Source organism: Chitinophaga eiseniae, from assembly GCF_900167135.1.
GTDB classification, from domain to species: domain Bacteria; phylum Bacteroidota; class Bacteroidia; order Chitinophagales; family Chitinophagaceae; genus Chitinophaga; species Chitinophaga eiseniae.
The window spans coordinates 298,580-324,487 of record NZ_FUWZ01000004.1 but is presented as its reverse complement, the minus strand read 5'-3'; the positions used below and the strand labels follow the sequence as shown (position 1 = coordinate 324,487).

Below are 25,908 nucleotides of genomic sequence, written 5' to 3'. Positions count from 1 at the left end.
GTGTTATTTCTGCTCTGTTTTAACCCTCTGACGTTCCTCCGATGCGCCGCTTTCCCGTTTGTCTGTCACTTCTTTTTTATCATTTTTATTGAAGCGGTAGGTAAACGCCAGTTTCAATACCTGCGACTGCCATTGACCGCGGATATGGATGTCAATGTTCTGGTAACGGCTGATGGCGTTGTAGCGGTTCCAGCCGAAGATATCGGAAGCGCTCAGGCGGACCGTAGCCTGTTTGCCCAGGATATCTTTTTGTACGCCCGCATGCAGGGTGCCGATAGGCTGCTGCAGAAACGTACCATCAATGCTGCGGGACGACCAGGTGCCCATAAACTGGAAGCCCCAGCCATTTTTCAGCTTCACCTGCTGCATCAGCTGACCGGTAAATACACCGGCTTTCAATTCAAAGGGCTCATTGTTGATGGTACCTGAGTAGTCATAGTGATTGTAATCCATGTAGATCACCGTCGTCAGGTTTTCGCCTATCGGTATCTGCGCGTTGAGATTGGCGCCCAGCACTTTCCGGGTGTTCAGGTTTTCCGGTCGCTGATAGGTTTCGTTTTTCGCGGCGTCCTGCAGTATCACCTCCTGGATGATGTCTGTCGTCCGGTTATACAGCAGCGTGGTGGTCAGCGCCCCTTCCCATATACTGTAGCCCAGTTCTATGTTATGGCTGTATTGCGGGTTAAGATAAGGGTTTCCTTCGTTGTAGGTGTACTGGTCGAGGTAAAAACGAAAAGGGTTCATGCTGCGGTAGTCCGGTCTTTCAATCCGCCGGCCGTAGGACAGCGTCACTTTACTTTCCTTGTCTACATCGTAGGCCACGAAGGCGGTAGGAAAAAATTGCAGGTAACTGCGGGAGAATGTCTGCCCGTTGTTTTTCTGTTCTCCCTTCAGCCAGGTCTGTTCTGCGCGGAGACCGGCCTGAAATTCCCAGCGGGCATATTTATGCCGCAGGTTCAGATAGCCTGCATTCACGTTTTCCCTGTACAGGAAGTGATTACTCAGGGAATCGTTCTTTTTCCAGCTGTTGCTTACCCCGTCAAAATACTGTGCATTGTTGTCGGTGTTCACAAACGACGTTTTCACGCCTGCTTCGAAGCGTGTATTGTCAGAAAACGGATGCGTATAATCTGCTTTCAGGCTATAAATGTTAATTTTCGCCGGCAGGTCTGCCAGGAATGATTTGCGCGGCGCCGCTTCGCTGCTGTCGGGTTTAAAATAACGATTATCGAAAAGCTGTTCGCTGGTACTGTTGTACGACAAATAATCGGCATTTAGCAGCAGTTCGCGTTCGGCGGCAAACACGTGTTTCAGGCTAACATTCGCTTCCATATTGTCCCATTTACCTTTTGTGGTAGCAGGTGCCTCTACCCGCGTGGTCATCACGCCATCACCGGTTTTTAACAGCGTGTTATTGGTATTAACGGCATCAGAGGGATTGTGAAATCCACCCAATGCCACTCCAATGGTCGTTTTGGCGCCGGCGTAATAATCCAGTCCCAGCTTGGCGGTAATACTTTTTCCCGTTGTTTTGGTGTAAGTATGCTGGTCATAAATACTGGTAATTTCCTTGGCGCCGTTACGGAAGTTACGGACAATATAATAATCTTCAAAACTCTTCCGGTAACTAAAGCCCGCATTACCATAAAAATTAACATGTTTGTTGCTATAGTTGAAGTTGAGGTTCTGCGTAGTGCCCGGGTACCTCCCTTGCAGGGCGGTAAGCGTGAGGGTGCCGTTGAAACCGCCGGTCTTCATTTTTTTCCTTTTGATGTTAATGACCCCGTTGCCGGCGGCGTCATATTTCGCCGGCGGGTTGGACATGATCTCGATCTGGTCCAGCTGGGACGCGGGCATATTGCGGAGGAAGGCGGTCAGCTCGGCGGCCGACAGGTAACCGGGCCGGTCGTCTATCATTACTTTTACCCCCTGTTTTCCTTTGATGGAGATGTTGCCGTTTTTATCTACCAGCACGCCGGGCAGTTTTTCCATCACTTCCAGCGCACTGCCGCCCGCCGCCATGATAGACGATTCCACATTCACGACGGTGCGGTCCAGCTGCTGCTCTATAAACGGTTTTTTAGCCGCTACGGTCACCCCTTTCAGGTTACTGGCCCCTGACTGCAGGGTGGCGCTTTCCAGCGCCGCCACAGGCTGGTCCAGGCTAAAAACCGGGCCACTCCATTCTTTGTACCCGATATAGGTAATGGCAATAAAATAACGGTTGAACGGGATCTCTTCCAGCTGCCAGCCGCCGGTCGTATCTGACAATGCCACTTTCACCAGCGACGAATCGGCCACCTTTTTGAGCAGTACCGTGGCAGCCACTACCGGTTGCTGCGCCTCGTCGTGTATCCGTCCGGTTATTTTACCGGTTTGTGCCCGGGCCACCAAAGAAAGGACCAGCAAAAGCAGCAGCAGTCGCAGCAGCCGTTTTCCGAAACGGGCTGTCGTCGTCGTTTTTTCTATAGTTGTGTACATCTTATGAAAAGGGTTGTTTTTCAGCTATGGTGCGGGGTTAATGCTACATCGCGGATGAGCATAGCTATGTTTTGGAATTGATGAAAAATAAAGAAATGGTTTCCGGGGTAACGGAGAATACGTACCTCCCGCTCTGATTCCCGGGCCCATCCGGCCGTCTGGGCATCGGTAATCTCTTCATGGGTACCGGTAATGACGGTGATACCGGTGTTATACCTGTCCATGGACTGATACTGGTAACATTCCAGCGCTTTCATATCTTCCCGGATCACCGGCAGAAAAAACTCCATCAGGTCCAGGTCTTCCAGTAACGCGTCCGGCATCCCGCCCATTTCTTTCAGTGCTACCATCAGCTGCTCGTCCGGCAACAGATGCAGCTGTCTGCGCTGGTGATTAAAGACAGGCGCCGCACAGCCGGTAGCGAAGAAATGCAGCGGCAGTGCTTTCCACTCCTGCTGCAACCGGTGCAGCAGCAGGTTGCCCAGCACTGCGCCCATGGAATGGCCGTACAGGATGTAGGGAGATCTTATATGGGGCAATACCTGCCTGTAAAGGTCATCCGTCATCGCATGTATATCGGACAACAACGGCTCCGTCATCCTTTTTCCGCGGCCCGGCAGTTCCAGGGTCACCATATCCAGATGCCTGCCCAAAAAAGGCTGCATATCGCGGAAAGAGTAACCATTTCCGCCGGCATACGGAATACATATCAGCTTAATTTTCTGTAACATCTCAAATACTTTTTGACTTCGTTAGCTATACGGCATAATGCAGGTCTGTAGCGGTATTGACAGACGTATCGCTGACAATGGTGCCATAGTCGAATTTTATGAGCCGGTCCCCGCAATTGAAATAGGCGTCGTCATGCGTCACGGCAATAACGGTCTTACCCATCTGTTTTAACTCGGGGATAATTATCTTATAGAAATATGCCCTGAACACAGGGTCCTGCTCTGCCGCCCACTCATCCAGCACAATCACATCCTTGTCTTCCAGCATCACATAGATCAGCGCCAGCCGCTTCTGTTGTCCTTTTGATAAATCGGCTTTAATGGATTTCTTTTCGTGATCAAAAGTGACGACGTTCTCCAGCTCCATTTTACGGAGCCAGAACATCAGCCGCTCGTTGTCCGGCGCCAGTTCCAGGCCGTCGTAATTTTCGTTAAAAAGGATACTGTCGGTAAAGATGGCCGCAATGCGGTTGCGATAGCCCGGATAAGTCCTTTCGCCGATTACCCGGCCGTTCAGCGATATCGTGCCGCTATGCGGCACATACAGGCCTGTCAGCAGGTTCACGAAAGTACTTTTCCCGCTGCCATTACCGCCGGTAATGAAAATGCTTTCTCCCTTCTTAATATCGAGCGTAAGCGGTTTTAAGCGGAAAGTCTCCGCTCTCCTTTCGTCGTAGTATTCGAACGTAACATCCTCAAAACGGATGCTTTCAAACTTATCGCCCGCAGCTGGCAGGTCACCGTGACCGATAGCGATGGCTTTGGACGCATTGATCTTGTCATGGAACTGATGCAGGCGGTCTACCGCTATCTGCATCTGTGTAAACTCGCTGATACGGGCCACCACGATGCCTACAGGCCCCATGAGATACAACAGTGTCACCACAAACTGGTTATTCACCTCGTTGGTCATATGCAGGATAACCGGTAACAGGAACACAATAATGCCGATCAGCAGGTACCACAAATAATTTCCCATCAGCTCATTCCCCATGTATTTGATCAGCGTTTTTACGGTGAGTTCCTTTACCCGGTTCCTGTTTTGGGAGATGTATTTATGAAAGATATTATCGCTTCGCGTGATGCTCATTTTCACGTCTTTAAACCCACGCAGGAAATCATTGACATTCTGCTGGTAAATATTGGCCAGGTCACGGACGGTATTAAGGTCCTTGCTGATGGCCATATTCCGGACATAGTACACCACGGCCAGCGCTGAGAGTACGCCCAGGATCAGGAGGGCGCCGAAGAAATTGGTATAAAACAGATACCCCATCCCTATCAGCACCATGACCAGTGCGTTAAACACTTCTATGAAGACATTCGGGAAACGCTGCAGGGTGGTTACGTCTGCCGTGGCCGTACGTACTTTCTCCTCTCCCAGCCTGATATATTCTTCATAATCCGAAAACCGGAGTTTGTCAAAAACAGACAGCCCCAGGTCATTCCCTAATTCGTAGGTCAGCCGGATGGTGTAGGACTGAAAAGCCCTGGCGGTAAAAAATGACACGAGGATCATGCCTGCATATATCTGCCAGTCATAGTCCTTTACAAACGGAAGCGCTGTCCCTGCGATCCTGCTATTGATCAGCAACAGCAGGCCCATGGACCAAACGCTGTTGATCAACCCAAGCAACAACAACAGGATGTAAAACAACTTCGATTTTTTCTGAAGCAAACTGATTAATCTCATACGATCCAGGATTCTAAAAATGATTGGATGAATAAATATCAAAAGGAATGCTGCTCCGGGCCCGGGGCCCGGAGCAGCGTGTTCCGCCTATTGTGCTGATAACTGTTCGCTGAGGTATTGCGCCAGCGGACCAACATGCTCCTGTTTTAACATAGAGAAGTGATCTCCGTCCACCGTACGGACGGTTACCTTTGCGTGCGCATCCCATCCCAGGCTTTCCGGTTTACCCTTCCATTGGGCGCCGGCGGCTTTCACAATATGCAGGACGGCATTGGTCTTTCCTTCCACCTGGTAGCTGTTCAGCACCTCGATGTTGCTCACCTTGATGTCCGTCAACCGCATAATGAAATCCACATGGGCCAGCTTATCATCATTGATCTTTCCTTTGAGATAGTTTGAAATAAATGGCACAACGGCTTTCATCTCCAGCGGTTGCACCAGTGGCTGCAGGTCCGTCACCCATGCCGGCGGTGTGTTGGCGATGATATTATTCTCCGTCAGTACTTCCACTACCGATTCGAAGAAGATATCCTGGTAACTGGTAGCGCCGTCCCTGAGCACATCTATATGCCCCGGGTGGGCGTCTGCATCGAGGATAGCTGCAAAGGCCACTGTTTCCCCGGCGGCTTCCAGCTGGCGGACCATTTCATACAGCACATACGCACCGAAGGAGTGAGCGATGAAACGGTAAGGGCCATGCGGCTGCAGCGCTTTTATCCAGCGGATATTTTGCGCGGCGATCGCTGCGATGGTATAGAGCGGCCGTTCTCCTTCCAGCACACCCGGCATCTGGATGCCGTATACTGCTGCGGTAGCGGTGAGCGCTTTGGCCAGTTCATCGTAGCCATCACTCAGGCCGTCCTGACCAGGAATGATAAATACCGTTGTCCGGCTGTTGCTTTTGTTTAAGGGGATGATATGATGTTCTCCGGCAGCAGCGGCTGTCTCTTCTTCCGCATCCGGCGCTGTCAGGCTGGCGGCCAGCGCAGCGATCGTAGGTGCGTCGAAGATATTGCTGAGGGCTATTTCTTTGCCCAGTTTCCTGCGGATAGCAGCGATCAGCCGGATAGACAGCAACGAGTGACCGCCGAGGGCGAAGAAGTCGTCATGGATACCCACCTGCTCCACTTCCAGCAGTTGCTGCCAGATCTCTGCCAGTATTTCTTCTGTCTCGTTACGCGGCGCTACATAAGCATTTTCAGACAGCGCGCCGGCGTCCGGATCGGGCAATGCTTTGCGGTCCACTTTACCATTAGGCGTTACCGGTATCCTGTCAATCTTTATAAACAGGGAGGGCACCATATAATCCGGCAGCTTCGCTTCGAGGTAAGCGCTGAGCGCCTGCCTGTCGAACGTTCCGTCCGGTAAGATATAGGCTACCAGCGTTCTGTTGTCGGTGGCGCCTTTGGCCACTACCACCGCCTGGCTGACGCCTTCAAATTGCTCCAGGGCGTTTTCGATTTCACCCAGCTCTATGCGGTAGCCACGTATTTTCACCTGGTCGTCTATCCTTCCGAGGTATTCTATGCTACCGTCGGGCAACCAGCGGCCGAGGTCACCAGTGCGGTACAGGCGGGCGTTCTCTTTTCGGGAGAAAGTATCCGGGATGAATTTGTCCGCTGTCAGCTCCGGGCGGTACAGGTAGCCACGCGCCACCCCTTCGCCGCCGGCACATATTTCACCGGTGATACCTACCGGGCACAACGCGCTGTACTGGTCCAGTATGTACACTTGTACTCCGCCGACGGGCTCACCGATCACGATGGTGTCGCCGCGGAGCGGGTCGTCGGTGAGGCTGGTACAAACCGTATTCTCCGTAGGCCCGTAAGCGTTAATGACCCGGATGCCTTTGGACTGGAAGTATTTGGCATCTTCCCGGTTCAGCGGCTCTCCCGCCGAAACGATGGTCCTGATCGTACCCAGCTCTTCACGGATGGTGTGCTGGTAAGACGGGGGCAATACCACCAGTTCCACCTGTTGTTTCCGCACCATATCGCCGAATTTGTCGGCGGCCAGCAGGTCTTCTTTCCGGGGGAGTACAAGGCTACCACCGCTTAACAGGGTATTGAAAATTTCGTAACAGGATGCATCAAAGCCGAAAGCTGCAAACTGTAAGGTTCTCATACCAGGTATTAATCTCAGGGATGCGGCCTGACTTAACGCCAGATTTACGACACTTTTGTGTTCAATCATTACGCCCTTGGGGTTGCCTGTACTGCCGGATGTATAGATAACGTATGCGAGGTGATGCGGTGCAGGGGCTACAGCCGGCGCCGTTGTTGGCTGGCTGCTGATGTTCCTGCGGTCTGCATCTGTTCTGATAATATTTATGGATGAAGGAATGTCCAGTTCCCCTGCCAGCGCAAGGCTGGTGATCAGCATCGTGGCACGGCTGTCTTCCAGCAGGTAGGTGATCCTGGCTGCCGGGTAAGACGGGTCAATCGGCAGATACGCGCCGCCTGCTTTCAGGATGCCCAGTATCGCAACGATCATTTCCGGGGAGCGTTCGAGGCAGACGGGCACCAGTGTTTCCGGCTGCACGCCCTTACCGGCGAGGTAATGGGCCAGCTGGTTGGCGCGGATGTCCAGCTCCTGGTAGGTCAGCGCCTGCTCTTCAAACAGCAGGGCTATACTTTCCGGTGCTGCAGCCACCCTCTCCCTGAACAGGTCTATGATCGTTTTGCCGGCACCGTTATACGCCACGGGGACAGTGTTAAAGTCAACGGCTATATGTTCCTCTTCCTGTTTATTCATCAGGATAATATCGCCTGTTTTAGCGGCCGGATGGTCTACCATAAATTCCAGTACCTGCCGGAAGTGACCACGGAGCGCCGTCACATAGGCTCGGTCCAGCAAGGCGGTATTGTATTTAAACCGCACCGCTACCGACTCACCCACTACGGCCGCAATGCCCAACGGATAGTTGGCATGGTCGCGCATCTCAATATTATCCATCTGTAGCTGCCACTGGTGGGTATTCAACAGATCGCTGACCGGGTAGTTTTCGAATACGAGGAAGTTGTCAAACAGATCTCCCGGTATTTCCAGCCAGCGCTGTATATCATTGAGCGAGGTGTACTGGTGTTCACGGCTCTGCACCTGCTGCTGCTGTATCTGCTGCAGCCACGGGGCAATACCCTGTTCCCTGTCGACGACTGTATGGAAAGGCAGGGTATTGATATACATCCCCACTCTTTTCTCTACGCCCGGCAGGTCGTCCGGACGGCCGGATACTGTCACCCCATAAGTTACCTGCTGCTGGCCGGTATAGCGGTATAACAGGTAAGCCCACACGGCCTGTACCACAGTATTGACGGTGATGCGGTGCTGCTGCGCGTAAGCCAGCAGCTGCTTCGCTTTAACGCCGGTCAACTGCATCTCCTGTACTTCATACACGCCCTTGCCCTTGGTACGTTCGGCGGTGGCGCTGATAAACGGCAACAGGGTGCCGCTGCCTGCAGACGCCAGGTATTCTTTCCAGTACAGCACCTCTTCTTCCTGGTCACGGCGCTCCAGGTAACGGATATAATCTTCGTATTTCTCTTCTGCCGGCGCCGGCGCATTTTTGCCGGCCAGCAGCAGATCGTACGTTTGCAGTAACTCTTCTACCAGCACGGAGCCTGACCAGCCATCCAGCAGGAGGTGATGGAACGTCCATACCATACGGTATTGTTCATCGGTCAGCCGGATCAGGGCAATACGCATCAGTGGCGGTGTGGTAAAGTCGAAGCCTTTCACCAGGTCGGCCGCCTCATAGGCTGTCCATGCTTCTTCCTGTGCAGCCGCGTTCATGTGCCGGTAGTCCGGCTCGTCGAACGGGATGACCACCTGCGCCTGCACGCCCTGCACCGGAATGCGGAACACGTTGGCGAAGAAGCTGCTGCGCAGCACAGTGTGGTGCTGTAACAGCTGCCGCCAGCTTTCTTTTAATACCGGGATGTCCGGTGCGTCCAGCGTGCAGCAAAGTTGCTGGATATATACGCCGTTATTGCCATTGTACAGGCCATGGAACAACATGCCTTCCTGCAGGCTGCTCAACCTGTACAGACCGGTGATATGATCTCTGCGGGTACCGCCGCCGGTGTGCGGGGCATCGAGGAACTGGTCCAGCTCTGCGTTGGTCACCAGGCTACCCAAACCGTAGTCCGACGGAGTGAATACCGGTTGTACTGCCGCCTGGGCCACCGCATGATGAATCAGCTGCTGCAACTGCGCCTGGTAGTTGTTCACCAGCTCCTGTATGGTGCTGCTGTTATAATGATGGGTGCTGTAGCTCCAGTAAAGGATCAGCTCTCCGTTTTCCACCGCGCCGTTGACAGCGATCTTATGGCGGATTTTCACATCCGTGGTGCTGCCCGTTCCTGCAGCTTCAGGCACAGTGCTGAACCATTTGCTGTTTCTCCTGGCAGCATCCACCTGTCCGAGGTAGTTAAACGTAATATCCCATGGATCTTTGCCTTGTAAGGCTTCTTCCTTATTGATATATTTTAGCACGCCGTAGCCGATGCCTTTATCGGGCAGCTGTCTCAGTTGTTCTTTGACTGCTTTCAGTAAAGCGCCCGGTGTTGTATGAACACTGTTGTTGAGTCCTACGGGATACAGGCTGGTAAACCATCCCACCGTATTACTGATATCGATGCTGGCGGCGATGTCCTCACGGCCGTGGCCTTCCAGGCCGACTACCACGCCGGCGCCGTTCCAGGCATACAACGCGGCCGACAGGGCGGCCAGCAGCACATCGTTGATTTCGGTATGATAGGCCTTCGGTGCCTCCTGCAGCAGGAGCTGCGTCAGGGCGGCGTCCAGGTGCATTTCATGCGTGGCCATATCATTGCCGGTCAACTCGCCATGGTAAGTTTTGTCCACCTTCAGCGGCTGGTATTGCTGCGCGATGTCCAGCCAGTAGTCGCGCTGCTGCAACAGCTGTTTACGCTGACCGTATGCTACCAGCGCCTGATGCCATTCCCGGTAGGAGCTGGTCTTCAACGCCGGCGTTACCGGTTCATTATTTTGCAGCTGGTCCAGCAGGAGCTCCAGGTCGTCCTGCATAATCTGCCAGGACACGCCATCCACCGCCAGGTGGTGACCGATGATCAGCAGGCGGTTGGCGGCTTCCGATACAGGTGTTAAAAACAATACGGCGCGCAACAGGATACCTTCTTCGGGTTTCAAAGAAGCCTGGTAGCGGTCGCAGTGGGCCGCCAGAACAGCGGCGTAATCTTTGGTCGCCACCTCCCGCAGGTCCACCACGTCCAGCGCGCCGGCGTAGCTGCCGTAGTGCTGTTGCCATTGCCCACCTTTACGGGTATACGTAAATCGAAGGCTGTCATGGCGAAGCAGCAATTGTTGTACGGCAGTGTTTAATACGGTATCGCTGATTTGTTTATCTATACCGACAAACAACTGTTGAATAAAGTGTTTCGCGATGGTTTCTTCTTCGAGGTACCACTGCTGGATAGGCGTTAGGCCGCTGTTGCCGGTGAGTATGCCCTGTTCTCCGCGAACGGCTTTCTCCTTGCCGGAGGCCAGCGACGCGGCCAGTCCTGCGATGGTCTGGTGCACGAACAGGTCTTTCGGTTTCAGGTCATAACCAAAACGTTTAGCCCTGCCTACCACCTGGATGGTGATAATGGAATCGCCGCCCAGTTCAAAGAAGTTATCATTTCTGCCGATGTTCTTCACACCCAGCAATTCTTCCCAGATAACGGCCAGCGTCTGTTCCACTTCGCCATTTAAAACGGCGCGGGTATGGGTGGCCGTTGTATAAGGTTCAGGCAATGCGGCCTTGTCTACCTTTCCGTTGGCGGTGACCGGTATTTTTTCCAATGGCACCAGTAAGGAAGGCACCATATAAGGCGGCAGCTTGTCTTTCAGCGAAGTTAACAGCGGTTCCTTGTCGAAGGCGCCCTGTGGTACCACATAGGCGACTAAACGTTTATGGCCGTTATCGTCCGTTTTCACCAGTACTACGGCCTGGCTGACGAAGCCGCTTTGCAGCAGGGCATTTTCAATTTCACCCGGCTCTATACGATAACCACGGATCTTCACCTGGTCGTCGATCCTGCCCAGGTATTCGATATTGCCGTCCGGCAGCCAGCGACCGAGGTCACCGGTGCGGTACAGGCGGGCGCCCGGCTGTTCGCTGAAATGATCGGGGATAAATTTCTCTGTCGTGAGTGCCGGGCGATACAGGTAACCGCGCGCCACACCAACGCCGCCAGCGCAGATTTCGCCGGCTACGCCTACGGGGCAAAGTTCGCCCTGCGCGTCCAGGATATATACCTGCCCGTTGGCCAGCGGTTTGCCGATCACCACGGTGTCACCCTGCAACGGGCTGTCCGTGATCGTGGTAATGACGCTGTTTTCCGTAGGGCCATATGCGTTAAACACGCGGATACCTTTGGATTGGAAATACCTGGTGTCTTCGCGGTTCAGCGCTTCGCCACCGGATATTATTGTTTTGATGGTACCCAGCTCCTCACGGATAGTGTGCTGGTAAGACGGAGGCAGCAACAGCAGCTCCACGGCATGTTGACGCACCATCTCCCCAAATCTGTCAGCCGACAGCAGGTCTTCTTTGTGCGGGATCACCAGGCAGCCACCGCTCAGCAGCGTGCTGAAGATCTCGAAGCAGGAGGCGTCGAAACCGAAAGCGGAGAACTGCAGTACCCGGATGCCAGGTCTTAATGACAGCACCGTTTCCATGTTCAGCGCCAGGTTGACCAGGCCTTTATGTTCGATCATTACGCCTTTCGGCTGACCGGTACTGCCGGAGGTATAGATCACATAGGCGAGATCGTCCGGTGCCGGCATGGTGCTGAGGCTGATACCGGGCTGGCCTGCAATCGCTGCCTGGTCTTCGTCCGTTTTAATGACATGGATATGAGCGGGTATGTCCAGACGGCCTGCTACCTCCGCACTGCTGATCATCATGGTAGCGCGGCTGTCTTCCAGCAGGTAGCTGATACGTCCCGCAGGATAAGAGGGGTCTATCGGGAGATAGCCGCCACCTGCTTTCAGGATGGCCAGTATGGCAATGACCATCTCCAGGGAGCGTTCCACGCAAACAGGTACCAGCGTCTCTTTCTGTACGCCTTTGCTGACAAGGTACAGTGCCAGCTGATCGGAGCGTTTGTCCAGTTCCTGGTAGGTGAGGCCCTGCGTCTCAAACACAACAGCCGTCTGCTGCGGCGCCAGCGCCACCCGCTCTTTAAACAGGTCGATAGCAGATTTGCCCGTCGTTGTTTGCGGTTGGGCCGCCTTGTTAAACGTAACGGCTATCCGGTCCTGCTCTTCGTTATTCAACAGCACGATGTCGGCAGTTTTTGCGGCCGGGTTCCGGACAATATATTCCAGCACCTGTTTAAAGTGCTCACTGATCTGTGTGATATAAACAGGAGACAACAGGGCGGTATTGTGCTGCAACAGGATAGTGATCTCCTGTCCCACCCCGATCGTAATGCTCAATGGGTAGTTCGTATGTTCTTCTACGTGCAGTTGTTCTATCTGCAGTTTCCACGGATAAGAGAGCGTCTCTTCGTCTACGGGATAATTCTCGTATACCATCAGCGTATCAAACAGGTCTCCCGTAACGCCGGTGTAACGTTGACTATCGCGCAGCGGGGTGTATTGGTGCTTGCGGCTATGTACCTGTGCCGCCTGTATATCGCGCAGCCAGTCGGTGACCGGCTGTTCTGGCGTCACGGCGATATGCACCGGCAGGGTGTTGATGTACATGCCCACCTTTCTTTCGATACCCGGCATATCATCCGGGCGGCCGGATACGATAGCGCCATAAGCGACGTGCTGGTTACCGGTATAACGATATAACAGGTACCCCCACACGCCCTGCATCAGGGTATTGACCGTAAGGCGCTGTTGCTGTGCATACGCGGTAATAAGTCTTGTCTGGGTAGCATCCAGCACTACCGGCGTCGTTTTATAGCGCCCTTCAGCCTTTGTCCTGTCTGTACTGCTGATGAAAGGCAACAAAGTGCTATTGCTGACGTCAGCGAGATATCCGCGCCAGTAGGCACTTTCTTCGTCTTTATCTCGGCGGTCAAGATAGCGGATATATTCCTCGTAGTGATCTGTGGCCGCTTCTTCCGGTTGTTTTCCGGATGCCAGCGCCTCGTATGTCCGCAGCAGTTCTTCCAGCAACACGGGCATTGACCAGCCATCGAGCAACAGGTGATGGTAGGTCCATACCATGCGCCAGGTGTCGTCCTGCAAACGTATCAGGCTCATCTTCATCAGCGGCGGCGCTGTAAAATCGAAAGGCTGCTGCAACACTTCCGCCTCGTGGGCCGTCCATGCTGCTTCCTGGGCTGCCGCATCCAGATGACGATAGTCCAGCTGCGTCACCGGCAGCTGCACATAACGGTACACACATTGTACCGGCACATGGAAAGCATCATGATAGAAGGCGCTGCGTAAAATAGTATGTCTTTGCAGCAGGTACTCCCAGGTCTCTATGAATGCGTTGATGTCTGTCTGATGCAGCAAGTAGGTAAACTGCTCCGTATAGGCGTCCACCGCGTTATCGTACAACCCATGGAACAACATCCCTTCCTGCAGGCCGCTCAGCCGGTACATCGCCGTAATTTCCTCACGGCGTTTAGCGCCGCCGGCCATCGGCATGTCCAGGAAGCGGTCCAGCTCCGTATTGCTCACCAGGCCGCCCAAACCGTAGTCTGACGGCGTCAGCAGCGGCTGTTGTGCTGCCTGCGCTACAGCATGTCCGATGATTATTTCCAGTTGTGCAATATATTGCTGCGCCAGCGTAGTAATAGTATTGCTGTTGTAGTGTTGACTGCTAAAACTCCAGTCCAGCACCAGCTCGCCGCCGGTCACCATACTGTTCACCGCAATCTTACGGCGCACGGTGTAATCATCGCCTGTTTCCGCGCCGGCAGGTTCGTCGGTAACGGAGAACCATCTGCCGCCGCTGGTCACGGCGTCAAACTGCCCGAGGTAGTTAAAGGTGATATCCCAGGGATCACCGCCCTGCAGCCCCGCCAGCTTGTTGAGGTATTTCAATATGCCAAAACCAATTCCTTTGTCCGGAATCTGGCGCAGCTGTTCTTTCATGTTGCGTAATAACATCCCGGCGTCGCCTGTCGTGTGACCGGGTAACAATACCGGGTACAGGCTGGTAAACCAACCTACGGTATCGCCTACGTTCACACTTCTGTCGATATCTTCCCTGCCATGCCCTTCCAGGCCGATGAGTACGGCGCCGCCGGCCCAGCTGTTCAGGGCAAGGGCTAAAGCACTCAGCAACACGTCGTTTATCTCCGTGCGGTAGGCAGCAGGTACTTCGTGTAACAGCTGCTGCGTAACGAGCGGTGTCAGCTTCACCTGGTAGTGCTCCATATCTTTTATACGCAGCACGCCGTCAAAAGCTTTGTCCACCGGCAACGGCCGGTATTGCTGCACCATGCCGGACCAGTAGTCCGCTTGTTTCAACAGCCGGTCGGTCTGGCTGTATTTCACCAGTGCGTCATACCATTGGCGGTAGGAACTGCTCTTTTTACCCAATGATACCGGCTCATTATTATACAAGCCGTCGATCAGCCGTTCCAGGTCTTCCAGCAGGATACGCCATGACACGCCATCTACCACGAGGTGATGGATCGCCAGCAGCAAGCGGTTATGCGCATCGCCGGCAGGCGTCAGGAACAGGACAGCGCTGATACAGTTACCTTTGGTAACATCCACGCTGCGCTGATAGCCGTTGCCATAAGTCACCATCATTTCCGGGAATTCCTGCATAGATTCTGCCTGCAGGTTCACGATGTTCAGCATCGCCTCTGCTGTGCCGTATGTCTGCTCCCATCCATTGACGCCGTGCGTGTATTTGAAACGGAGGCTGTCATGGTACTGTACCAGTTGCATAATAGCGGCAGACAAGGTAGACGAAGGAATACGCTTGTCTATTTTCAGCAACATGCTCTGGTTAAAGTGGGAAGGCGTAGCGCCTTCTTTTTCAAAGTACCATTGCTGCACCGGTAACAAACCACAGCTGCCGCTTTGTATCTCCTGGTCCGCAGACACGGCGGTAGCCGCACCTTTACGGGCAGACATTACCGCGTACAACATGGCGATGGTCTGATAGTCGAACAGGTCACCGACCTGTAACTCATAACCGGCTCTCCTCACCCTGCTCACTACCTGTATGGTGATGATAGAGTCACCGCCTAAAGCGAAGAAATTGTCATTGATACCTACTCTTTCCACACCCAGCAGTGCTTCCCAGATACCGGCCAATGTGCGTTCCACTTCATTTCGCGGAGCAACATAGGTATCTGTCTGCAGGCTGCTGCCATCCGCTTCGGGCAACGCTTTCTTGTCTACCTTGCCATTGGCCAGCAGGGGGAAATAATCCAGCACCATCAACAGGGATGGTACCATGTATTCCGGTAAGTGGGCTGTCAGCTGTTGTAATATATCTTCCTTATCTACCTCCACTTCCGCTTCTGCCACTACATACGCTACCAGCCGTTTGTTATCGAGATGATCTTTTTTCACGACGACCACCGCCTGTTTCACGGTAGCGCAGTTGTTCAGCGCTCGTTCTATCTCACCCAGCTCTATACGGTAACCGCGTATTTTCACCTGGTCGTCCACGCGGCCCATGAAGAGGATATTACCGTCCGGCAGGTATTTCACCATATCGCCGGTGCTATACAAACGTTTATTCGTACCCGGGGCAAATGGATCTGCGATGAACTTTGCAGCGGTGAGTTCTTCGTTATTCAGATATCCGCTGGCAACGCCCTCCCCGCCAATATACAGGGCGCCGGGAACACCTACCGGGCATAGCTGCAGCTCCTGGCTGAGCACATATACCTGTGTGGCGGAGAAAGGTTTACCTACCGGGATACTTTCACCGTAAGCAGCGTTCCTGTCAACGACGTGCAGCAGTTTGCCGATCGTCGTTTCCGTAGGCCCGTAGTGGTTAACCACCGTACAGGCCGTACCTGTTTCGTAGATCGACGCTACTACTGCCGATTCCAGCGCTTCGCCGCCGAAGATCAGCAGCTTCTCCGGTATCAGTAACCTATCCTGCAAACACAGCGCTTTCCAGTGGGAAGGCACTATCTTGATGCAGTCTATCGGATGTTCATCCAGATAGTTATACAATAGCGTGGTATCCTGCGCCATCTCTTTAGAGAAGATATGCAGTGCGCCGCCATTGGCCAGCGCACCAAAAATCACGGTGTTGCCAAGGTCGGTTGCCATGCTGGACATGAGCCCGAAAGAATGACATTCTTTCACAGGCAACGCACTCGTCAGCCCCCCGATGTAGTCGGCCAGATTGCCGTGGGTGACCACCACGCCTTTCGGCTGGCCGGTACTGCCCGATGTATAAATCACATAAACAGGATGGTCCGCCCGGGTAGCGCCGGGTATATTGTCTTTTCCGTTGACCTTGATATCGTTCCAATCATCATCCAGTAAAATAATATCCGCGGCACCTGCCTGTACCCTGTCTACGTATTTGCTGAGGGTAATGATATTAGACGCATCGGTATCTTCCAGCATAAACCGGATACGGTCTTCCGGAAAATCGGGTTCAACCGGTACATAGGCGCCACCGGCCTTCAGGATACCCATGATGCTCACCATCATGTCCAGTGAGCGTTCCATGCAAACCGGCACCAGCGTGCCCGCTTTCACCCGTCTGCTCTTTAAGTAATGGGCAAGACAATTCGCACGCTCATTCAGTTCGCGGTAAGTGAGGACCGTATTTTCAAAAGCTACCGCTATCGCGTCCGGTGAACGGTTCGCCTGCGCCTCAAACAGATCTACAAAAGTGATCTGCTGCGTATATTCCTTCTCGTAGTTTCCTTTTACGGTCAACAATTGCTGTTCCTCTCCGGAAGTAAGCATCGGCAACAACCCTATCTGCTGGTCCGGCGACACCACCACCGCCTGCAACAACTGCTGGAAATGGCCTACCATCCGTTTTACCGTGGCTTCGGTAAACAGGTCCGCACAATACACCACGGTACCATTCAGTCCGTCTTCATCTTCGTCCATGCTAAATACCAGGTCAAATTTGGCGGAAGTATGCGCTACTGTTTCCTCGGATAAAACAATATCACCAAACTGAAGATCCGGCTGGTTCACGTTGTTCTGCAAACCAAATACTACCTGGAACACCGGCCGGTGGCTTCTGTCATTATCCACTACCACCTGGTCTACGATCTTTTCAAATGGCACTTCCTGGTGTTCAAAGGCATTCAGCGTCGTTTGTTTTACCTGTTGCAGGAGGGCGCGGAAAGAAGGATGCCGGCTCAGGTCTACCCGCAGCGCCAGCATGTTGATGAAAAAGCCGATGAGGCCTTCCACTTCCTGCTGCGTTCTGCCGGCGACCGGGCTGCCTACGCAGATATCTTCCTGTCCGCTGTAACGGTACAGCATCACGTTGAACGCGGAGAACAACGTCATGAACAGGCTCACACTTTCCTGGCGGCTGAACTGGTGCAGCTGCGCCGTCAGTTCAGCAGGTAGCTGGAAGCTGACAGCGCCTCCCCTTGTGCTTCTCACCGGAGGCCTTGGATAGTCCAGGGGCAGGTTCAACGGCGTGATGCCCGTCAGGTTCTCTTTCCAGTAAGCCAGTTGTTTGTCCAGTATATCACCAGTGATATAGGTACGCTGCCAGATGGCATAATCCGCATACTGGATGGCCATCTTCTCCAGATGTGCCTCCGTACCGGCAGATGCGGCCATATAAAACGCCACCAGCTCTTTCACCAGGATACCGGTAGACCAGGCGTCAGAAGCGATGTGGTGGGTGGTGATGATAAGGATATGTTCATCGGGCCCCTGCACCACCAGGTCCGCCCGCAGCATATGATCAGCAGACAGATCGAACGGTGCGTCCGTTATCTTTTTAATAAAGTCCTGCAGTGCAGCAGGGTTGTCTTTATAGACGGGCAGATCAGTGATGTTTAATGTCCAGTTGTCCTGGTCCAGGATGTACTGATAACCGCGGCCGTCATTTTGCCGGATCACGGTCCTTAATATCTCATGCCGGTTGACCACACTGCGCAGGGCGGTGGACAAAGCGGTAACATCCAGTGAGCCACGCAGGCGTAATACGGCCGGTACGTGGTACTGCACGCTGCCTTCCAGCTGGTCAATGAACCAGAGACGTTCCTGAGCAAAGGAAAGCGGTATGCGCGCCGGTCTTTTTACGGCTTTTATTCCCGGCACGGCGGTTTGACTGGTTTCTCCCTGTAAGAAAGCCGCCAGCTGGTCAATCACCGGGTAAAGGAATATAGACCTTACCGTTAGTTCCACGGCTATTTTTTTCCGCAGCACTGCCACCATACGCATTGACAGCAGGGAGTGGCCTCCCAGTTCAAAGAAATTATCGTATACCCCTACCCGTGGTACCTGCAGCAATTCCTGCCATACATCGGCAAGCAACTGCTCCATGTCATTGCGGGGAGCTACATATTCACTGCCAGCCGGAGCGCCCTGGTGCACATCCGGTAATGCTTTCCTGTCGATCTTCCCGTTGGAGGTCAACGGCATTTTGTCTAAAGTGATAAACAGGGCAGGCACCATGTAATCCGGCAATCGCTCTTTCAGCGCAGCGATCACCCGATCACGGTCGAAACGTTCTTCCGAAACGACGTACGCGGCCAGTATCTTACTACCGGCGCTGTCGTTGGCCGCCACTACCACCGCCTGTTTTATAAATCCACTCTGCAGCAGCACATTTTCAATCTCTCCCAGCTCTATACGGTATCCGCGTATCTTCACCTGCTGGTCTATACGTCCCAGGTATTCAATATTGCCGTCCGCCAGCCAGCGGGCCTGGTCACCGGTTTTATATAACCGGCTATAGTCCCCTTCCCGGCTGAATGGGTTCGGCAGAAAACGTTCTGCCGTTAAAGCTTCGCGGTTGAGATACCCTCTCGCCAGCCCGGCGCCGGACACATACAGTTCTCCCGGCACGCCTACGGGCGACAGGCTCCTGTTAGCGTCTAAAATATAAAGGCCCAGCGTCGGGATAGCCGTACCAATGATACTGCTGCTGCTCTGCAAATGTTCAACACCGATCTCCTGGTAGGTCACATGCACCGTTGTTTCGGTGATGCCATACATATTGATCGTTCTGCAGTGCGGATACGCCTCTTTCCACGGCCGGATCATGGCCGGGTTCAACGCCTCTCCGCCGAAAATAACATACCGCACCGGTACCGACGGCGCATTGGCCACCAGGTATTCCTGTAACACATAGAAGGCAGCAGGCGTCTGGTTGAGCACTGTCACCCCTTCTGACAACAGCAGCTGTCCGAAGAGAGAAGCGTCTTTCGCCACCTGTTTGGAGACGATGACGAGGCGGCCGCCATAGAACAAGGCGCCATACATCTCCCATACGGAAAAGTCGAAACAGATAGAGTGGAACAGTGTCCATACGTCGCTGCTGTTAAAGTCATACAACGGCGTATCGGTCTCAAACAGCCGCACTACGTTGTAGTGCTCCAGCAGCACACCTTTCGGCTGACCGGTAGAACCGGAGGTATAGATAACATAAGCCAGGTGATGCGGCTGTACAAAACTTTCAGGGTTATGTTCGGGGAATCCTTCCAGGATATGCTGATCACCGTCCAGGGATACTATTGTGGCAGAGGTTAATCCTTCCAGCAAATGGGCGCTTTCTTTATTGCTCACCACATACTGTGCTGCGGTATCCGTCAGCATAAAGCGGACCCTCTCCTGTGGATATTCCGGATCGATGGGCACGTAAGCGCCGCCGGCTTTCAGGATACCCAGCATGGCGATGATCATCTGTTCGCTCCGCTCCAGGAACACCGGCACCAGTGTATCTTCCCGGACGCCCAGCTTCCTCAGGTAATGTGCCAGCTGATTGGCCCGGCTATTCAGTTGACCGTAGGTGATCTCTACAGACTCAAACACTACCGCCACCGCTTCCGGTGTGAGCAGCACCTGTCTGTCGAAAAGGTCGATGATGGTTTTATTCCTCGGGTAGTCCGCTATCCGGTCGTTAAAAGCGCTCAGCAGCTGCTCTTCTTCCGCCGGTGTGGTGATACGCAGTGTGTTGATTTCGCTGGCCGGCGCTGCTACGATAGCACGTAACAGCTGCTCGAAGTGTTTCATCATCTGTTTGATCCGTCCGGCACTAAACAAATCGGTGCAATACTCAGCATAACCGCGGATACCATCGGGCTGTTCTTCCAGGGACATGGTGATGTCGCACAAGGTGGTTTTGTGTGGCACTTCTTCGTAGGCCAGGTGCAGATCACCCAACAAAAGTTCCGGCACCGGCGGCGTGTTCTGTAAAACAAACATCGCCTGGTACAACGGACTGCGGCTCATATCGCGGTCCTTCACCACCTCTTCCACAATTTTCTCAAACGGCACCTGCTGATGCTCATAGGCATCCAGCGTAGTGTTTTTCACCTGTTGCAACAGGGAGAGGAAGGAAGGATTATCGCTGAGGTCCGCTCTTAACGCTACGGTATTCAGGAAGAAGCCAATCAGACCTTCCGTTTCCTGCTGCGTTCTGCCGGATACCGGTGAACCTACACAAATATCGTCCTGGCCACTATAGCGCTGCAGCAATACTTTAAAGGCGGTGAGCAGGGTCATAAACAGCGTAACGCCTTGCTCCCTGGACAGCTGCTGCAACTGGTCCGTCAGCTGCTGATCGATATGGAACCAGCTGATAGCGCCATTGAACTGCTGTACGGCAGGACGGGCATAATCTGTAGGCAGGTCCAGTGGCAGCACGTTGTTCAGCTGCTGCTTCCAGTACTTCATCTTTTCATCGAGGACGGCGCCGTCAAAACTGTTACGTTGCCAGAGGGCGTAGTCTGCGTACTGGATCTCCGGTTTTTCCAGGATGGGAGCGCGTTTTTCCGCGTAGGCACGGTACAGTTCCACCAGTTCTTTCACCAGTATGGAGATAGACCAGCCATCGCAGGCAATATGGTGGATGGTGAGCAACAGCAGATGCTCCTGCGCCGACAAGGTGACCAGGTGCGCTCTCAGCATATGGTCCCGGCACAGGTCAAAAGGCATATCTGCCAGGCCGCTCAGCAATTGTTTCAGGGTAGCTTCATCAGACAGTTCGGGGGACTGCGGCACCAGGGCCAGTTGCCATTGGTCTTTGTCCATCACGTGCTGCCATGCAATACCGTCTTTGGGTGCGATAACCGTACGCAATACTTCATGGCCATTCACAATGTTACGCAGCGCAAACTCCAGTCCCTGTACATCGAGGTTACCATGCAGACGCAGTATCACCGGCATATGATAAGGCACGGTGCCCTGCAGCTGATCAATGAACCACAACCGCTCCTGGCTGAAAGACAGCGGGATATTGGCGGGTCTCGGGCCGGCAGTCAGCGGTGGCAGGTGTGAGCCTTTTTCCTGTTGCTGCAGGTACACCGCCAGCAAAGCGATGGTAGGATATATGAAAAAGTCCTTCACGGTCAGCTCCACGTCCATGTCTTTACGGACAGCAGCCACCACGCGGGTCGCCAGCAGGGAGTGACCACCCAGTTCAAAGAAGTTATCTTCAATGCCTACACGCTCCACGCCCAGCAGATGCTGCCAGATACCAGCCAGATGCAGCTCTGTGGCGTTGGTGGGGGCTACATAATTGATCAACCGTTTCCGTTGAATGTCTTCCCAGGCGGCGAGAAACTTACGGTCTACCTTACCGTTGCCGGTGAGCGGCAATTTCTGCAGTGCAACGAAGTCCGCCGGCACCATGTAATCCGGCAGGCGGTCCAGCAACTGCTGTTTGATATTTTTCTGCAGCGATTCACAAATGTCGGAGAACAGCGGCACGTTGGTTTTCACCGTATCGGCGAAACTGATACTGTTACTGTAGGATTGCTCCACGAAACCGTCAAAGCGGTCGCGTTCTATCAGCAGGTTTACTTTCAGCGGATCTTCATCCAGCAAAAAACGGTAGCTGTAGCCGGCAGCTGCAGCTTCGTCCAGTATTTCATTCACCGTATGTGTCACCTTGTCCGGGGCGCCGATGTAGTCAGACAAGTCGCCTACGTTGTTGCACAGGTTATTTTTCAGCGCATGGTCCAGCATTCTCTCCCTCCATACCCGATGGCCCGGCACGTCCTGCAAGGCAATTACCGGGATACGGTTCGTGATCTGGTCAATGATGGTACTTTTGTCCGCAATGGCGTCCCACGGCTGCCAGTCGGGCTGTAATACAGGCTTTTCAATACCCACGTGCAGGATGACCGTATAACGGTAAAGGCTCAACTCATTAATATAATCTCCTTGTTTCCATACAATCTCCACGTTGGTAATTTCCGGGAAGCGGGTCTGCAAATGATAGAAATAGGCAGGAGAAAAACACAGTTCCTCTTCTTTCAGCACTTCCTGGTCCACGCTCCATTCAAACTCCCGGACGCTGGTCTTGTCATGCAGTTTATCCAGCTGCAGTCGGCGTTTGAAAGAAGGCAGCAGGCGCAGGTCGCGGACGTCGCCCACCACAATGCGGCCTTTACCTTTCAGCAACGTGATGGCTTTCGCCAGCACATCGGTCATATAAGCGGCTCCCGGGAAATACTGTACGATGGAGTTTAAGATCACCAGGTCGATCTCTTCCTTTTCATCCAGGATAATTTCATGTGCGGCACAGAGTTTCATTTCCGTATCCGGGTAACGGCGCTCGCCTTTGGCGATGCGGCGCAGGATCTGTTCTACAGATACCCGGGAGAAGTCAGTACCAATGTATCGTTCTATGTGATCGGCAATAGGGTAATAGATCAACCCTGTACCAGAGCCGATCTCCAGTACCCGCTTCGGTTGCAGGCCGATGATCAGGCGCGTGATATCGTCTACCCATTGCTGCATGTTTTCTGCCGGGATAGGACCGCTGGTGAAGCTGTCGTTCCAGCCGGTAATGTTGAACTCTTCGTCCAGGTCTTCTATCTCGTCTGTTTTGCTGTAGGCGGTGTCGTACAGGGCGCGCCAGCTGGCGATCTGCAGCTGCGATAGTTCATACTCTTTTTGTTGCAGCGTTTCCTGTTCGGGAACAAAATAGCTGACCAGTCTTTTTTCGCCGGTATGCTGTTGTTTTACCACTACGCAGCTGTCACCCACCTCCGGCAGGTTGTTCAGCGCGCGTTCTATTTCACCCGGCTCGATGCGGTAACCGCGGATTTTCACCTGGTCGTCGATCCTGCCGGCGTAGGCGATTGTGCCATCCGGCAGCCAGCGGCCTTTATCGCCGGTACGGTACCAGCGGCCCGGTGCGTCATCGAGCGTGACATATTTTTCCGCGGTCAGGTCTTCCCTGTTGACATACCCCAGGGATACACCGTCGCCGCCTACATAAATTTCGCCACTTACGCCCAGCGGCACCAGCTGCCGGTTTTCATCCAGGATGCGGATACGGGCATTGGACATCGGCGTACCAATGGGAACGGACAGTTTTCCGGCCACGTCATTGACTTCGTAACAGGTGGCGGCCACGGTCACCTCCGTAGGGCCGTACATGTTAACGAGCTTCCCTTGTCCCAGTACCGCCAGCGCTTTTTCCAAATGCGGCAGCGAGGCCTTTTCACCGCCAAACAGAATTTTCCGCATGGTCTTCAGGCCCAGGGGCTGGTTATCGATAAAGTTGTGGAACAAAGCGGTGGGGAAAAGGGCGATGCTGATTTTCTCCGCAGCGATGATCCTGGATAATTCAAACACATCTATGGCCGCATCATCTTCCACCATACAGAGGCAGGCGCCGTTGAGCAGCGCACTGTAGATGTCGAAGGTGGAGCCGTCGAACGCATAGTTGGAGCATTGCAGCAGCCGGTCGCCGGGCAGCACGGAAGTGGCACCACGGTCGAAGGCCAGGTTGATAATATTTTTATTGGTGATGGCGATCCCTTTGGGGCGACCGGTAGTACCGGAAGTATACATCACGTTGATGCAGGCGTCGCTGCTGGTCCGTATGCCCGTCGGCGTTACAGCGCTGTTGCGCGCTGCGGCGATGTCCAGTCCTGTTGTAAATTCCCCCATCCCGGAAGAAACAAACAACTCCCTGCTGGTGTACAGCAAGGTGGTGATACCGGCATCTTCCATCATGCCGTGCAAACGGTCTGCCGGGTAACCGGTATGAAAGGGCGCATAGGCGTTGCCGCTTTTCAGGATTCCCCAGATAGCGACGATCATCTCTATCCCGCGCCTCGACAGCAAGGCGATGGTATTGCCCGGCTGAATGCCCTGCTCCGCCAGGTAGTTGGCCACCTGGTTGGCCTGTTCATCCAGTTCCCGGTAGGTAAGCGTACGTTTTCCGAACGTTACGGCCGGCGCTTCCGGTGAAAACGCCACCTGCCCTTCAAAGATAGACACAACGCTTTCTGCGGAAGGATATAAAGTAGCGGTGTCATTAAACGATACCTGCAGCTGATCTTTTTCTGCTTCGCTGAGCATATTCAGCATACCGATAGGTTGCGCCGGGTTATCCACGGCAGCTTGCAGCAACAACTGGAAATGCGCCACCATTCGTTGAATGGTCGCTTCGGTGAAGATATCGGTATAATATTCCACTTCCACATCGATGCCGTCGGGACCTTGCTCCATGGACCAGGAAAGGTCAAACAGGCTGGTGGTACGCATAATCTTTTCGTCCTGCATCACCACCTCTCCCATTTTCAGCTCTTTGGTAGGCGGCACGTTCTGCAATACAAAAACCACCTGGAACAACGGGTTCTTACTGATGTCCCGCTCTCCCATCACGGCTTCCACCACTTTTTCAAAAGGCACTTCCTGGTGTTCGTAAGCATCCAGCAGGGTATTTTTCACCTGCTGCAGCAACGTGATAAAATCCGGGTTACCGTCCAGATGCGTACGCAGCACCAGGGTATTGACAAAGAAACCGATCAGCCGCTCCATTTCTGTCCGCATCCTGCCGGCCACCACGCCGCCGATGCTGATATCTTCCTGGCCGCTGTAACGGTACAGCAATACCTTAAAGGCCGCCAGCAATGTCATGTACAAGGTAGCGCCCTGTTCCTGCGACAGCTTTTCCAGCGCCGCCGTCAGTTGCTGCGGAATATGAAAAGCCACCAAAGCGCCGCGGGTGCTTTTTACCGCCGGACGCTCATAGTCAGTGGGAAGATTTAACAAAGACGCGCCATCCAGCTGTTTTTTCCAGTAGGACAGCTGCTTGTCCAGCATATCGCCGGCGAGGTATTTACGCTGCCATACGGCGTAGTCGGCAAACTGAACATCCAGTGGTTCCAGGACAGGTTCACGTTTGGCGGCAGCAGCGGTGTACGCCTCATTCAGCTCATTCACGAGGATGGCGGTAGACCAGCCATCGGAAGCGATGTGGTGCATCACCAGCACCAGCAAAAATTCCTCCGGCGCCAGCTGTATCAGGTGGGCGCGCAGCATATGGTCATGGAACAGGTCAAATGGTATCTGTACCAGTTCGTCCATATACGCCTGCAATACCTCGGGGTCTTCATAGCCGGAGGTGCCATCGATCCTGTCCAGCGCCCATTGGTCTTTTTCCAATACCCGCTGCCAGACGTTGCCGTCAGCCTGGTATATCACGGTACGCAATACCTCGTGCCGGTTTACTACGGTGCGTAATGCAAAGTTCAGTGCTTCAACGTCCAGTTTGCCCTTCAGCCGCAACGCCGCCGGGATGTGGTATTGCACGCTGCCCTCCAGCTGATGGATAAACCATAAGCGGTCCTGGCTGAAGGACAAAGGAACCGGGCCGTCGTCATTATTACGGGCGTCACGTATACTGCCGGAGAAATGTTTCTCCTGCGTACCGGACTTATGTTTCTTGAAATAGGCTATCAGGGAGTGTTTATTATTTCTCAATCTATCCAGAAAGCCGGCATCGATCTCTTTATCTTCGTCAGCCTCCACCAATAAGTTATCATCTTCGAAGGAAACTTTTATTCCGCTATCGTGGGCCTCGTTTAACAGATCAATTATTTCGTTGAGATTAAAATCAAACATCGTGAA

Annotated in this window: 4 protein-coding genes; all 4 read right to left on the bottom strand. The window is 53.6% G+C overall.

Features of this window, described 5'->3' with window-relative positions:
• Positions 1-3: 3 nt before the first annotated feature.
• Entirely contained in the window at positions 4-2,481 is a 2,478-nt protein-coding gene (locus tag B5D63_RS24880; protein ID WP_078671580.1) for an outer membrane beta-barrel family protein, read from the bottom strand.
• A 20-nt stretch (positions 2,482-2,501) separates the two neighbouring features.
• Entirely contained in the window at positions 2,502-3,212 is a 711-nt protein-coding gene (locus B5D63_RS24875; protein ID WP_078671579.1) for a thioesterase II family protein, read from the bottom strand.
• A 25-nt stretch (positions 3,213-3,237) separates the two neighbouring features.
• On the bottom strand, positions 3,238-4,905 hold the full coding sequence (locus B5D63_RS24870) for a cyclic peptide export ABC transporter (RefSeq protein WP_078671578.1): 1,668 nt from the start codon (positions 4,903-4,905) through the stop codon (positions 3,238-3,240).
• A gap of 87 nt (positions 4,906-4,992) precedes the next feature.
• A complete protein-coding gene (locus B5D63_RS24865) occupies positions 4,993-25,902 on the bottom strand; it encodes a non-ribosomal peptide synthetase (RefSeq protein WP_078671577.1) in 20,910 nt (6,969 codons plus the stop codon).
• Between the last annotated feature and the right edge of the window lie 6 nt (positions 25,903-25,908).

Coding starts and splice junctions, on each gene's coding strand:
- B5D63_RS24880 (WP_078671580.1), bottom strand. CDS start 2,481: ATGTACACAACTATAGAAAAAACGACGACGACAGCCCGTTTCGGAAAA.
- B5D63_RS24875 (WP_078671579.1), bottom strand. CDS start 3,212: ATGTTACAGAAAATTAAGCTGATATGTATTCCGTATGCCGGCGGAAAT.
- B5D63_RS24870 (WP_078671578.1), bottom strand. CDS start 4,905: ATGAGATTAATCAGTTTGCTTCAGAAAAAATCGAAGTTGTTTTACATC.
- B5D63_RS24865 (WP_078671577.1), bottom strand. CDS start 25,902: ATGTTTGATTTTAATCTCAACGAAATAATTGATCTGTTAAACGAGGCC.